The sequence below is a fragment of the Bradyrhizobium sp. BR14999 genome (genome assembly GCF_056106085.1).
Map to the genome: position 1 here is coordinate 5885448 of NZ_CM148536.1, position 12361 is coordinate 5897808.

Consider the following 12361-nt stretch of genomic DNA (forward strand, 5'->3'; position numbering starts at 1 on the left):
CGTCTTCCCGCTGGCGCGTCGGGGACAACCCCCTGCCCGCCGGCCCGTTCCGGCTCTACCCCGAAAGAATCCGGGAAGATGTGATCTGTTTCACATAAGTCTGGTCGGACCTGACTTAGATCGTCGCCATGAGCAAAAAGACCCAAACCTCATTCGACGTGCAGGACGACCTCCGCACCGATTACGCCCTGATCGTCACCGGCGTCGGCGCGGCCCTGGTTGCGCTGGTCTACCTCCTGCTGGTCTGAAGCCGAGCGGAAAGCTCCCAGCGTGCGTCAATTCGCGCGTTCTTCGATGGGTCTATGTGCCAATCCATAAGGTTCACGACTCGAGCATTTTTCCGTGGCGCGGTTGCGGCCGCTCCCGGTTCCGCGAAAATCCGTCAAGCACGCGGCGTGCTGCGGCTGCCAATCATCCACCATTTTCACTGAGCGGTTGATAGCGGTCAGCTTTTGCTTCCGCTTTGGGCCGAGGCGGCGCTTTATCGCGCCCCGCATCCGCCCAAGAAAATTGCTAAGCACGTCCGACCATGGCCCTGACTGATTCGAACGTTCTCAAACTCGCGCCCGACGCCGGGACTCCCGCCTATCGGAGCGCGCCGCATAATATCGAGGCGGAACAGAGCCTCCTGGGCGCGATCCTGGTCAACAACGACGCCTTCTACCGCGTCTCCGACTTTCTGGAGGCGAAGCATTTCTTCGAGCCGCTGCACCAGACGATCTTCGAGACCGCCGGCAGCCTGATCCGGATGGGCAAGATCGCGACGCCCGTCACGCTGAAGACGTTCCTCCCCGCCGATACCGACGTCGGCGGCATGACCATCGGGCAATATCTGGCGCGGCTCGCGGCCGAAGCGACCACCATCATCAATGCCCAGGACTACGGCCGCACCATCTATGACCTATCGTTGCGGCGCGACCTGATCGGCATCGGCGAGGACATGGTCAACGTCGCCTATGACGCACCGGTCGATTTCCAGCCGCGGGCGCAGATCGAGGACGCCGAGCGCCGCCTCTACGAACTCGCCGAGTCCGGCCGCTACGACGGCGGCTTCCAGAAATTCTCGCAGGCGCTGACAGTCGCCGTCGATCTTGCGGCGAAAGCATTCCAGCGCGACGGAAAGCTGTCGGGCATCTCGACGGGCCTGCGCGACCTCGACACCAAGATGGGCGGCTTGCAGCACTCCGACCTCATCATCGTGGCGGGACGTCCCGGCATGGGCAAGACCTCGCTTGCGACCAACATCGCCTACAACGTCGCACAAGCCTATGTTCCGGAACTCCAGGCCGACGGCACCATGAAGGCCGCCAACGGCGGCGTGATCGGCTTCTTCTCCTGCGAAATGTCGGCCGACCAGCTCGCCACGCGTATCGTGGCCGAGCGCACCGGCATCCCTTCCTCCCACATCCGCCGCGGCGGCATCTCGGAAGCCGATTTCGAAAAGATCCGGCAGGTCTCGATCGAGCTGCAATCGCTGCCGTTCTATGTCGACGCCACCGGTGGCCTGTCGATCGCGCAGCTGATGGCGCGCGCCCGGCGGCTCAAGCGCCAGAAGGGCCTCGACCTCCTGGTGATCGACTACATCCAACTGTTGTCCGGCTCGGGCAAGCGCGCCAGCGACAGCCGCGTGCAGGAAATCACGGAGATCACGACCAGCCTGAAGGCGCTGGCGAAGGAGCTCAACGTCCCCGTGATCGCGCTGTCGCAGCTGTCGCGTCAGGTGGAATCGCGTGACGACAAACGGCCGCAGCTCTCGGACCTGCGCGAATCCGGCTCGATCGAGCAGGACGCCGACGTCGTGCTGTTCGTGTTCCGCGAGGAATATTACCTCGCCATGAAGGAGCCTCGCCCCGGCACCGAGGAGCACGCCAAATGGCAGGCCGACATGGAACGCACGGTCGGCCGGGCCGAAGTCATCATCGGCAAGCAGCGCCACGGTCCGACCGGCACGGTCGAGCTGCACTTCGATGCCTCGGTCACCCGCTTCGGCGACCTCGCCCATGACGGCCAGTTGCCGGATCGCAGCGACTACTAGAGTGTTCCCCGGGTTGAACCACTCGGGTCTCTTGCGTAAAACGGCGTCATGACAATGGCGTCCGCTCCGAAAACGATCCCGCAACCCGGTCCTCTCTCCGCGGAGGCCAATCAGGCTGCCGCGCTCGCAGCCTATGGCGGCGTGCTCACCGTCGATCTCGACGCCATCATCGCCAACTGGCGCAAGCTCGAGAAGACGGCGGTGCCGGCCGAATGCGCGGCGGTGATCAAGGCCGACGCCTATGGCTGCGGCGCCCCCGAAGTCGCGCGTGCGCTGAGCAGGGCCGGCTGCAAGACCTTCTTCGTTGCCACCATCGAGGAAGCGCGCAAGGTGCGGGAGGCGGTGCCGGAGCCCACGATCTACGTGCTCGGCGGCTATTTCCAGAACACCGGCGAGCACTATGCGAAGATCAACTGCCGGCCGGTGATCGGCGATCTCAACGAGCTCGCCGAATGGGACGTGTTCTGCCGCCGCAGCGGCTGGACCGGAGGCGCCGCCGTTCACATCGACACCGGCATGAACCGGCTGGGCCTGACGCTTGCAGAAGCGCAGGCCATCATTCCCCGCATCAATGCCGGCGATCACGGCATTACGCTGGTGATGAGCCATCTGGTCTCGGGCGAGCAGCTCAACAGTCCGGTCAATGCAAGACAACTCGCAGCCTTCCGCAGCATCGCCAGCGAATTCTCAGGCGTGCCGGCCGCGCTCGCCAACTCGTCCGGCATCTTCCTCGGTGCCCCCTTCCAGTTCGACATGGTGCGACCGGGGGCTGCGCTCTACGGCGTCAACCCGACGCCGGAGGCCGACAATCCGATGCAGCAGGTGGTCGACCTCAAGGCGCGCATCGTGCAGATCCGCAGCATCGATCGCGGCGAGAGCGTCGGCTATGGCGGCACCTGGACCGCACGGCGGCCGACCAAGCTCGCGATCATCGCGGTCGGCTATGCCGACGGCTATTTCCGCGCCGCCAGCTCCAATGACGGCACCCGCGGCGCCGAGGTCATCGTGGCCGGAAAACGCTGCCCGGTCGCGGGCCGCATCTCGATGGACCTGATCGCGATCGACATCACCGACCTGCCGCCGAACGCGGCGCGGCGCGGCCACATGGTGACGCTGCTCGGAGAGGGCATCACCGTCGACGAGCTCGCGCATCATTTCGGCACGATCGGCTATGAGGTGCTGACCAGCCTCGGCCACCGCTACGCCCGCATCTACAAGGGCGGCAATGTCGTGGAGCCGCTGGCAAAGGCGGTTGCCGCGGCGGCCGAGCAACCGCCGTCACCGCCACCCATCGAGCAGCCGACAGCCCCGCCGCCGCTGCCGTCCTAGCGGATACACGCGTGCCCCGGATGCAGCGCAGCGCGCCTTCAGCTGTGCGCTTGCGCGCTACGGCTTGTCCGGGACACGAGACTTATTTCTTCTTCCTGCTATCCAGCGCCGCCTTGCAGGTCGCAGTGAGCTGGTCGCGCTTGCCGTTGAGGCATGCGACGATGCCGCCGCCCGGCGCGATGCCGGCGCAGAATTTGTCATAGTCCGCCTTGCACGCGCCGCGCGGATCGGACGATTGTGCCGATACGGCTCCGGAGAACGCGATGACGAGTGCGACGGCAACAAAGCTCAACTTGGACATTGTGTCTCCGGTATCGGAAGGCAGTAGCGTTAGCCCTACATGAAGATTGCGACATTCAACATCAACAACATCAATCGCCGCCTGCCCAATCTGTTGGCATGGCTGCGCGTGGCGAAGCCCGATGTCGTCGCGCTTCAGGAGTTGAAGGCAAGTGATGGCGAATTTCCGGCAGCGGCCATCGAAAAGGCCGGCTATGGCGCAGTCTGGCGTGGACAAAAGACCTGGAGCGGCGTCGCCCTCCTCGCTCGCAACGCCGAGCCGGTGCTCACCCGCGATCGCTTGCCGGGGAAGGCCGACGATCACGAAGCACGCTACATCGAGGCCGCCGTGCGCGGCATCATCGTCACCAGCATCTACCTGCCAAACGGCAATCCGCAGCCCGGGCCGAAATTCGACTACAAGCTCGACTGGTTCGCGCGGCTCAAGCGCCACGCCAAGAGCTTCATCAAGCAGGATCTGCCGGTGGTGCTCGCCGGCGACTACAACGTCGCCCCCACGGAGATCGACATCTATCCGACCCGATCATGGGACAAGGATGCACTGATCCAGCCGAAGAGCCGCGCGGCATTTGCCTCGCTGGTCGACCAAGGCTGGTGCGATGCGATCCGCGAACTGCATCCCGAACAGCGCGTCTACACGTTCTGGGACTACAAGCGAAACCGCTGGCCGCGCGATGCGGGCCTGCGGCTCGATCATCTCCTGCTCAGCCCTGCCCTCGCCCCGCGGCTGGTCAAAGCTGGCGTCGACAAGAAGATCCGCGGCGAGGATGGCGCCAGCGATCACGCGCCGGCGTGGGTGGAGTTGAAATAGGTCGACGATGCCGTAGCCGTAGGGTGGGCAAAGGCGCATAGCGCCGTGCCCACCATCTCTATCCTCACCGAGGTCGAAATGGTGGGCACGCTAACGCTTTGCCCACCCTACGAAACTGTGGGCTCACCACAAATTCCTGCCGTCGATCACGGTCACCGGCACGGCCTCCAGATCGAAATCGTCGAACAGGCGCGCATTCACAGCGACCTTGGGATTGTCGAAATCGGGTTTGCCGGTCGACCAGTCCGGCGACTCCGAATAGGTGCCGCAGCCGCAGCTCGCGCAGAAATGATGTTTGACGGTGCGGCTGCCCCAGAGATAGGTCGCAACGTTCTCCGCCGGCGACAGCCGGCGGAACTGCGCCGGCGTGTAATAGGCCCACAGCGCGCCGCGCTTGGCACATAGCGTGCAGGTGCAGCGCGTCACGCTCGAAGGCGCCTCCGTCACCTCGAACACCGTCTCACCGCAATGACAGCTTGCCTCGATCGGCATGATCCTCGCTCCGTTTTGTCAGGAGGTGGTCGTAGCCGGTCCCTGCTGCCAACATGCTGTCAGCAGCGGGACGCCTAAAACAAAAACCTGAAAAACAACCCCATGCACAGTAGCCGACCCCTGTGCGCTCAATGGCTTACGCAAAATCCGAAATCCCATTTGACTCGTCGGGCAAAACACTGGCAGAATGTCATCATCGAAGAATTCTCCCGACGCTGCCAACATGCGCTCGCGCGGTCCCTATCGCGTTTCAGCCGCCGTACTTCGCCAGCGAACCTCCTTGTCACCGCCAAATCAACGTATCGGTTCAACACCGCGTCGGCGCGGTACGCCAAAATCGGATGTAATTGTCGGGCCCGCGGAACAGAGCCCTGATCGCGGCCCACCAGCGGGGCATGAATGTTGGCTCCGAAGCCCGCCGCCTCAAAGCCGGTCGCCGATTTCCACCCTCGATTAGTTAAGGCCTCTTGACCTCCGCGCCTTGGTTATCATACTGGTCTGACCAAGATCAGACCAAGAGGACTGGGATGGAACTCAAGCGGGCCACCGAGGGCGAAAAGGGGTTCGAGAAGGTGTTCGCCTTCTTGCGCGAACGCCTGCTTGCGGGCTCGCTCAAGCCCGGCGACCGCCTGATCTCCGAGCGCGAGCTGGCGACCTTGCTCGGTGTCAGCCGGCCGATCGTCCGCGAGGCGCTGCGCGCCCTCACCGTGCTCGGCATCGTCGAGATCCGCGACCGCATCGGCACCGTGGTGACGCGGCCAGACGTCTCCGTGCTGAATGACTTCTTCACCTTCGCGCTCGCCCAACAGGCGGACATGCTCGACGATGTCATGCAGGCCCGCGTCGCGATCGAATGCCAGGCGATCAGGCTCGCCTGCGAACGTGCCAACATCGCCGATTTCGAACGCCTGCAGCGCGCGCTGGCAAAAATCGGAGAAACGATCGACGAAGCCGATGCCGGCGGCATGGCCGACTTCGAATTCCATCGCGCCATCGTCGTGGCCTCGCATTCGGAGACGCTGACGGTTTTGCACAGTTCGATGGCGGGCCTGTTGACGCATTCGCATCGCAGCCGCCGCGAGCTGGTGCAGGCCTTCCCGTCGATGAAGACCTATCTGATCGACGATCACCGGCGCATCTTCGAAGCGGTCATTGCACGTGACCCGGAGCGCGCGGATGCGACGCTGCGCAAGCATTTTGCCATCGGCGACGAATACCGGCGGCGCGCCGTCGTCGGCGACATCGACAAGACCAGCGCCTCGGGCTGATCACGGACGGCGAGCCAACCAAGAAGCAATCAATCAAGAAACGGACTGACAATATGGGACGGAACGACAAGGGCAATGTCGGCTTCATCGGCATCGGCACGATGGGACGGGAGATGGTGCGCAACCTCCTGGTGGCCGGCCACGCGGTCCGCGTCTTCGATTTGAACGAAGCCGCGCTGGCGGACAGCGTCAAGGAAGGCGCGACCCGCGCCAAGGGCCCTGCCGATGCCGCGCAAGGCGCCGATATCGTCATCACCATGCTGCCCGACACCCCCCATGTCGAGGCGACCATTTACGGCGAGCACGGCCTGCTGAAATCCCCTCCTCCCGGCAAGCTGATCGTCGACATGAGCACGATCTCGCCGGTTGCCGTCCGCCGCATCCATGCCGACCTGCAAAGGGCCGGTGTCAGCTTCATCGACGCGCCGGTCTCGGGTGGGCCCGTGGGTGCCAAGAACGCTGCGCTCTCGATCATGGCCGGCGGCGATCCGGCCGCCTTCGCTCAGGCCGAGCCGTTCTTCCGCGCGATGGGCACGACCATCACGCATGTCGGCGCGTCCGGCGCCGGCCAGACCGTCAAGCTCTGCAATCAGCTGATCTGCGGCATCAACATCCAGGCGATCTGCGAGGCGCTCGCGCTTGGGCGGGCCTCAGGGGTCGACCTCAACCTGCTACGCCGGGTGCTGCTCGGAGGCTCTGCGGCGTCCTGGATGCTGGACAAGCTCGGTCCCTCCATGATCGCAGGCGACGACGGCGCCGGCTTTCGCATCGATCTGATGCTGAAGGACCTCCGCCTGGTGCAGGAGCACGCGCAGGCGCTGAGCGTGCCGCTGCCCGGCACCGCGCTCGTCACCAGCCAGTACGTCGATGCGCGCGCCCATGGCGAAGGCAGCAACGGCAACCAGGCGCTGTTCCGCGTCTATGACCGCATGACCAACCAGGTCACCGGCTGAACCGACGACGATGAGCCTCCAACTCGACTTTCCCGCAGTGCTGGAGCGTTGGCCGAGCTTCCTGGCCGGCGCCGCGCTCACGTTGGAGTTGGCATTCTTCGCGACCGTGCTCGGCGCCCTGCTCGGCACCCTCGCGGCGGTCGGACGCGGCACGCACAACGCGCTGATCGCGGGCGCCTGCAAGGTCTATGTCGAAACCATCCGGAATACGCCGCTGCTGGTGCAGATCTTCCTGGTCTATTTCGGCCTCGCCAGCCTTGGCCTGAAATACTCCGCCTTCACCGTGGCCGTGGCCGCGCTGACGATCAATGTCGGCGCCTATACCGCCGAGATCATGCGCGCCGGCTTCGAGGCGATCCCGCGCGGACAGATCGAGGCCGCCGAGGGGCTGGCGCTGTCGCGCCTGCAGATCTACTGGCACATCATCCTGCTGCCGGCGATCGAAAAGGTCTATCCGGCGCTGACCAGCCAGTTCGTGCTGCTGATGCTGGCCTCCTCGGTCTGTTCGCAGATCTCGGCCGAGGAGCTCACCGCGGTCGCGAATTACATCCAGTCGGACACGTATCGCGCGTTCGAGACCTACATCATCGTCGCCGTGCTCTACGTCATCCTCTCGCTGGTGATGCGCGCGGGCTTCTGGGGCCTCGGCCTCGTGCTGTTTCCGCGCCGGCGCCGGCTCGGCACGCCGTTGTGAGATGACCATGGGCGGACATCTCAACATCAATCATCTGATGTTCCTCGGCCAGGGCGCGCTGTGGACAATCGGGCTGTCCATGATCGCGCTGATCGGCGGCGGCATCGTCGGCTTCGTCATTGCGCTGGCGCGCATATCGCCGCTCAAATCGGTGCGGATCGCCAGCACCATCTACGTTCAGCTTGTCCAGGGCACGCCGCTGCTCGTCATCCTGTTCCTCGGCTATTTCGGCCTCGCCGCCATCGGCCTCAAGGTCTCGCCGCTCGCCGCCGCCGGCGCTTCTCTCACGCTCTACGTCGCCGCCTATCTCGGCGAGATCTGGCGCGGCTGCATCCAGTCCGTACCGAAGCCGCAATGGGAGGCCGCCGAGGGCCTGGCGCTGAGCCGGACCCAGCGCATGATGAAAGTGATCCTGCCGCAGGCGATCCGTATCGCGACGCCGCCGACCGTCGGCTTCATGGTGCAGATCATCAAGAATACCTCGCTCGCCTCCGTCGTCGGTTTCGTCGAGCTGATGCGCTCGGGCCAGATCGTCAACAACTCGCTGTTCGAGCCGTTCGCCATCTACGCCATCATCGCCGTCACCTACTTCGCCATGTGCTATCCCCTGTCGCTGTTCAGCCAGAGGCTGGAACGGCGGATGGGGCGTGGCAGGTCCAACCTCGCGACAGCCTGACATGCATCAGAACGCCCTCTCCTCCGAACCGATCGTGTCGCTCCGCGACGTGCAGAAGAGCTTTGGTCCGCTCCGGGTGCTCGATGGCGTCTCCTTTGCCGTCGCGCGCGGCGAGGTGCTGGCGCTGATCGGCCGCTCCGGCTCCGGCAAGAGCACGGCACTGCGCTGCATCGATCGCTTCGAGAAGGTCGACGGCGGCGAGATCGTCGTCTGCGGGCATCGCGTCGACCGGCCCGATATCGATCTACGCGCGCTGCGCCAGGACGTCGGCATCGTGTTCCAGAGCTACAATCTGTTTCCGCACCTCACGATCGAGCAGAACATCACGCTCGCGCCGTGCGCGGTGAAGGGCATGCCAAGTTCGCACGCCAAGGAGCTCGCGCGAAAAGTGCTCGCGCAGGTCGGGCTCGAGGAGAAGCTGCACGCCTATCCCGAGCAGCTCTCGGGCGGACAGCAGCAGCGCGCCGCGATCGCCCGCTCCCTCGCCATGCAGCCCAAGGTCATGCTGTTCGACGAGGTCACCTCCGCGCTCGATCCCGAACTCACCGCCGAAGTGCTGAAGGTGATCGAGCAGCTGGCGGCTGACGGCATGACCATGGTGATGGTCACCCACGAGATGGGCTTTGCCAAGGGCATCGCTGACCGGATCGTGTTCATGCATCGCGGCAAGGTCCACGAGACCGGCCCCGCCTCGATCCTGACATCGCCGACGACGCCCGAACTCACGCAATTCGTGGGCACTGGAAACCTGAAATCATAACAGGAGAGGAGAACTAGGGATGACCAACAAGACCTTGCTGGGCACGGCCGCCGCGCTGTGCTGCCTCGTCATGATATCCGCGACGCCGGCATCGGCCGATTTGCTGGACGACATCACGAAGGCGAAGAAAATCCGCATCTCGACGGACCTCGCCATCCCGCCCTCGGGGATGATGGATTCCAGCATGAAGCCGACCGGCTCCGACGTCGAAGTGGCCCAGCTGCTCGCCAAGGATTGGGGGCTCGAGCTGGAGTTCATCCAGACCACCGGCGCGACCCGTATCCCCAACGTCCTGACCGGCAAGGCCGACATCATCATCTCGACCCTGTCGGTGACGCCGGACCGCGCCAAGGTGATCGACTTCACCAAGCGCTACGCGACGCTGCAATCCGATGTCGGCTGCCTGAAGTCATCGACCGTCAAGGACTGGCCCGACGTGAAGGACAAGTCGATTGGCGTCTCACGCGGCACCACCCAGGACACCACCCTGTCCAACATGAAGGACAAGGACCTCAAGATCGCCCGTTACGACGACGATGCCACCATGGTGACGGCGGCCGTCTCCGGCCAGGTCGACTGCGTCGCCTCGTCCGCGACGATCATCAACCAGATCGGGGTGAAGAATCCCTCGCGCGTGTTCGAATCCAGGATTCCGCTGGCGACCTTCGATCTCGCCATCGGCCTGAAGAAGGGCGAGCAGCGCCTGATGGACAAGCTCAACGCCTGGATCACCGAGAACGTCAAGAACGGCAAGCTCAACGCGATCTACAAGAAGTTCCACGGGGTCGAGCTGCCGCCCGAGATGCGCAGCTGAACCAAAACGGAAACCGTGACAGCCGCACGCGGCTGTCACGGTCAATGCAAGATCAAGAAGGACATTACATGCGTCTCGTCATCGGATCCGACCACGCCGGCTGGCCGCTCAAGCAGACCGTCATCGATCACATCCGCAAGCTCGGCCACGACATCATCGACGTCGGCTCCCATGACGACAAGCCGGTGGACTTCCCCGACATCGCGCGCGCGGTGGCGCAGAAGGTGACGTCGGGCGAAGCCGCGCGCGGCATCATGGTGTGCGGCACTGGCGTCGGCGCCTCGATCGCGGCCAACAAGATGAAGGGCATCCGCGCCGCGGTCTGCCACGACGTCCATTCCGCCCATCAGAGCGTCGAGCATGACGACGTCAACGTCATGTGCATCGGCGCGCAAATCGTCGGCGCCTGGCTCGCCGTGGATCTGGTCTCGTCCTATCTCTCCGCCGAATTCTCCACCGACGAGGATTTTCGCCGCCGCGTCGACAAGCTGCGCGTCATGGACGAGCAAGGCTGACGGGCTGTCCATGATCCTGGTGTTCGGATCGCTCAACATCGATCTCGTCGCGGAGGTGCCCGTCATTCCGGGTCCTGGCCGGACTGTGCTGGCGCCGTCCTACCGGACCCATTTCGGCGGCAAGGGAGCCAATCAGGCCGTCGCCGCCGCGCGGATCGCCGGACCGGGACGCGTGCGCATGGCGGGCCGCGTCGGCCGGGATGGGTTTGGCGACAGCGCGATCGAGAATCTCAGGGCCAATGGCGTCGACGCCGATCTCATCTCCAGGGCCCATGAACCGACCGGCTGTGCGTTCATCACGGTCGATCAGGCCGGCGAGAACGCGATCACGGTGGCAAGCGGCGCCAATATCACTGCGAGTGCCAGTGATATTCCTGCCGAACTGTTTAATTGCGACACGGTGCTGGTGCTTCAAATGGAGGTGCCCTTTGCACAAGCGCTGGAGGCTGCGCGCAAAACCAAATCGGCTCCCGGCACCGTGATCTGGAATCTCGCACCGGTCCCGGAGAAGATGACCGGTGAGATGGTGACAGAGCTTCTCGCTGTGACCGACTATCTGCTCGTCAACGAACACGAGGCAATGGATGCCGCAGCGGCCATCGGCCTTGCGGCGGCCAGCTACGAAACGGCTGCTATGCACCTCGCCAAGGCCGGCAACCTCACCTGCATCGTGACCGCAGGTGCGCAGGGCGCGCTGGCAATAACCACCGACGGCGCCCCGCTGCACGCCGCCACGCCGCGCATCACCCCGGTCGACACGACCGGCGCCGGCGACACCTTCGTCGGCACGTTCGCAGCGATGGTCAGCGAGGGCGTGCCGCTGCAACGCGCGCTCGAGGTGAGCTGCGAAGCGGCCGCGTTGAAGTGCCTCAAGGCCGGCGCACAGACCGGCATGCCGATGCGCAGCGCATTGGGTTCCCTCGCTTAGAACGGATCGCCCGCATCGCTGACCACGGCTAAACTCTCCCGATTCGCGGAGATCGTCTTGGCCTTTCTCTTCGTCCTCAGCGTCGGCCTCGTCGCCGGCACCATTTCCGGCATCGTCGGCACGGGCTCGTCGATCATGCTGATGCCGGTGCTGGTCTATGCCTATGGGCCGAAGGAAGCCGTGCCGATCATGGCGGTGGCCTCCGTGATGGCGAACTTTTCGCGCATCCTGGCGTGGTGGCGCGAGGTCGACTGGCGGGCTTGCGCAGCCTATTCGGTGACGGGCATTCCGGCCGCAGCGCTCGGCGCGCGGACGCTGCTGGCGCTGCCCTCGCATGCCGTCGATCTCACCATCGGCATCTTCCTGATCGCGATGGTGCCGGTGCGGCATTGGCTAGCGCGGCACGACCTCAAGGCCAATCTCTGGCACCTCGCCATCAGCGGCGCAATCATCGGCTATCTCACCGGCATCGTGGTTTCGACCGGCCCGCTCAGCGTGCCGCTGTTCCTGTTCTACGGGCTCAGCAAGGGCGCATTCCTCGCCACTGAAGCGGCCTCCTCGCTCGGGCTCTATTTCGCGAAATCCGTGACGTTCGAGCGCTTCGGCGCGCTGACCGGCGAGGTCTTCGTCAAGGGCCTGATCGCGGGCGGCTCGCTGATGTCGGGCGCTTTCATCGCGAAGCGCTTCGTGCTGCACCTGAAGCCGGAGATGTTTCGCCTGCTGATGGACGCGATCATGGTCGCGGCCGGGCTCTCCATGCTATGGAACGCGACGCAATCTCCTTGA

The 12361-nt window shown here is 64.5% G+C and carries 14 protein-coding genes; 12 read left to right on the forward strand and 2 right to left on the reverse strand.

Annotated features, from left to right (window positions below; translation table 11 throughout):
* Positions 1–529 precede the first annotated feature (529 nt).
* Both ACR9YP_RS27605 and alr read left to right on the forward strand, forming a co-directional pair.
* Positions 530–2035 (forward strand): replicative DNA helicase, encoded by a 1506-nt coding sequence (locus ACR9YP_RS27605; RefSeq protein ID WP_091895028.1) that lies wholly within the window; start codon positions 530–532, stop codon positions 2033–2035.
* Between the two features lie 54 nt (positions 2036–2089).
* Positions 2090–3364, forward strand: coding sequence for an alanine racemase (alr, locus tag ACR9YP_RS27610; RefSeq protein ID WP_438110793.1), 1275 nt, complete (start codon positions 2090–2092; stop codon positions 3362–3364).
* An 82-nt stretch (positions 3365–3446) separates the two neighbouring features.
* On the opposite strand, the gene ACR9YP_RS27615 is transcribed toward alr, so the two are convergent.
* Positions 3447–3665, reverse strand: a complete 219-nt coding sequence (locus ACR9YP_RS27615) for a cysteine rich repeat-containing protein (RefSeq protein ID WP_091895024.1) — start codon at positions 3663–3665, stop codon at positions 3447–3449.
* Between the two features lie 39 nt (positions 3666–3704).
* Here ACR9YP_RS27615 and ACR9YP_RS27620 point away from each other — a divergent pair, with 39 nt between their 5' ends.
* Positions 3705–4475 (forward strand): exodeoxyribonuclease III, encoded by a 771-nt coding sequence (locus ACR9YP_RS27620; protein WP_438108880.1) that lies wholly within the window; start codon positions 3705–3707, stop codon positions 4473–4475.
* 123 nt (positions 4476–4598) lie between these two features.
* Here the strand turns inward: ACR9YP_RS27620 and ACR9YP_RS27625 are convergent, their stop codons facing one another.
* Positions 4599–4967, reverse strand: a complete 369-nt coding sequence (locus ACR9YP_RS27625) for a GFA family protein (RefSeq protein WP_438108882.1) — start codon at positions 4965–4967, stop codon at positions 4599–4601.
* A 527-nt stretch (positions 4968–5494) separates the two neighbouring features.
* Between ACR9YP_RS27625 and ACR9YP_RS27630 the strand changes: the two genes are divergently transcribed.
* From ACR9YP_RS27630 to ACR9YP_RS27670, 9 genes are all read left to right on the forward strand, one after another.
* Positions 5495–6235, forward strand: a complete 741-nt coding sequence (locus ACR9YP_RS27630) for a FadR/GntR family transcriptional regulator (protein ID WP_370985446.1) — start codon at positions 5495–5497, stop codon at positions 6233–6235.
* A gap of 53 nt (positions 6236–6288) precedes the next feature.
* Positions 6289–7188 carry an NAD(P)-dependent oxidoreductase gene (locus tag ACR9YP_RS27635; protein ID WP_474217610.1) on the forward strand — a complete coding sequence of 300 codons (900 nt, stop codon included), beginning with the start codon at positions 6289–6291 and terminating at the stop codon, positions 7186–7188.
* A gap of 10 nt (positions 7189–7198) precedes the next feature.
* Positions 7199–7882, forward strand: a complete 684-nt coding sequence (locus ACR9YP_RS27640; RefSeq protein WP_128942530.1) for an amino acid ABC transporter permease — start codon at positions 7199–7201, stop codon at positions 7880–7882.
* Between the two features lie 7 nt (positions 7883–7889).
* Entirely contained in the window at positions 7890–8558 is a 669-nt protein-coding gene (locus ACR9YP_RS27645; protein WP_370985449.1) for an amino acid ABC transporter permease, read from the forward strand.
* 1 nt (position 8559) lies between these two features.
* The gene (locus tag ACR9YP_RS27650) at positions 8560–9318 is read left to right on the forward strand and encodes an amino acid ABC transporter ATP-binding protein (RefSeq protein WP_438108884.1); all 759 of its coding nucleotides are present in this window, start codon (positions 8560–8562) and stop codon (positions 9316–9318) included.
* A 19-nt stretch (positions 9319–9337) separates the two neighbouring features.
* Positions 9338–10132, forward strand: a complete 795-nt coding sequence (locus ACR9YP_RS27655) for a transporter substrate-binding domain-containing protein (RefSeq protein WP_474217611.1) — start codon at positions 9338–9340, stop codon at positions 10130–10132.
* A 68-nt stretch (positions 10133–10200) separates the two neighbouring features.
* Positions 10201–10647, forward strand: coding sequence for a ribose 5-phosphate isomerase B (rpiB, locus tag ACR9YP_RS27660; RefSeq protein ID WP_474217612.1), 447 nt, complete (start codon positions 10201–10203; stop codon positions 10645–10647).
* Positions 10648–10657: 10 nt separating this feature from the next.
* On the forward strand, positions 10658–11575 hold the full coding sequence (locus ACR9YP_RS27665) for a ribokinase (RefSeq protein WP_474217613.1): 918 nt from the start codon (positions 10658–10660) through the stop codon (positions 11573–11575).
* Between the two features lie 57 nt (positions 11576–11632).
* Complete coding sequence (locus tag ACR9YP_RS27670; protein WP_474217614.1) at positions 11633–12361, forward strand: sulfite exporter TauE/SafE family protein; 729 nt, start codon at positions 11633–11635, stop codon at positions 12359–12361.